The 1,084-nt window shown below is 61.6% G+C and carries 1 protein-coding gene; it reads left to right on the top strand.

All coding sequences use genetic code 11. The annotated features are described in order from the left end of the window. Positions 1 to 178: 178 nt before the first annotated feature. A partial coding sequence (istA, locus tag P775_RS20590) for an IS21 family transposase (protein WP_245875789.1) occupies positions 179 to 1,084 on the top strand: 906 nt, incomplete at its 3' end.

Raw genomic sequence — 1,084 nt, 5'->3', positions numbered from 1 at the left:
TGATGAGCGACAACCACCATGGCCGGTGCCGACAACCAGCTTGGCCGGTGGGGCTGAACGGAAGACGGGCTTGCCCGTCTGGAGTGCAGCCCCACCGGCCTGATTGATTTCGGGGGTAGGTGCTGGTCGCCGCGGGTTGGTAAGCCGGAAGCCTCTGCGTTCATACGGAGGATCCGGGTTGGCCTATAAACCCATCACCGACCAGCAATTGAGAATTTACATGACTGACCTCCAAAAACACAGCCAGCGCACTTCGGCCGCCCGTGCCGGGTTCAGCGAGCGAACCGCGCGACGCTTCGATATCGACCCGACGTTTCCCTCGAACCGCAATATCGTTCACGGGCGCACGGTGGCCGATCCCCTTGAAGGCTATTGGGAGAATGACCTCCTCCCTCTGCTTGAGAATGACAGCGCGTTGCAGGCCGTCACGCTGTTGCGCCATCTTCAGAGCGAGCATTCCTTGGTTTTTCCTGATGATCGCATCCGGCGCACCCTGGAACGTCGGGTGCGGCAGTGGCGGGCGCTGAAGGGGCCCGAGCGCGACATCATCTTCCGCCAGACGCCTGAGCCGGGATACATGGCCCAGTCAGACTTCACCCATGCCGAAGAGCTGGTTGTCACGATCGCAGGACAGGCTTTCCCGCACCTGCTTTACCACTTCGTCATGGCCTACAGTCGCTGGGAACATGTCGGCGTGGTCCTCGGTGGGGAAAGCTTCACAGCGCTGGCCGAGAACTTGCAGCAGGCCCTCTGGTCACTGGGCGGCGCGCCGCAAAACCACCGCACCGACAGCCTCTCGGCCGCCTTCCGTAACCTGACCGTCGACCAGCGTGAGGACATGACCAAGCGCTATGATGCGTTCGTTGGCCATTATGGCATGGAAGCCAGCCGCAACAATCGCGGTGAGGCCCACGAAAATGGGGCAGTGGAATCCCAGAACCGGCATCTCAAGAAGGCGATTGATCAGGCTCTGATCCTGCGCGGCAGCCGTGACTTCGGATGCCTCGAAGACTACCGGAGGTTCGTCGATACCTTAGTGGCACGGCGTAATCGGCAGCGGGCCGATGCAGTTCAGGCGGAGCGG

This window comes from Puniceibacterium antarcticum, assembly GCF_002760615.1.
GTDB classification, from domain to species: Bacteria; Pseudomonadota; Alphaproteobacteria; order Rhodobacterales; family Rhodobacteraceae; genus Puniceibacterium; species Puniceibacterium antarcticum.
The sequence above is the reverse complement of the archived record's forward strand: the minus strand, read 5'-3'. Positions and strand labels throughout refer to the sequence as shown.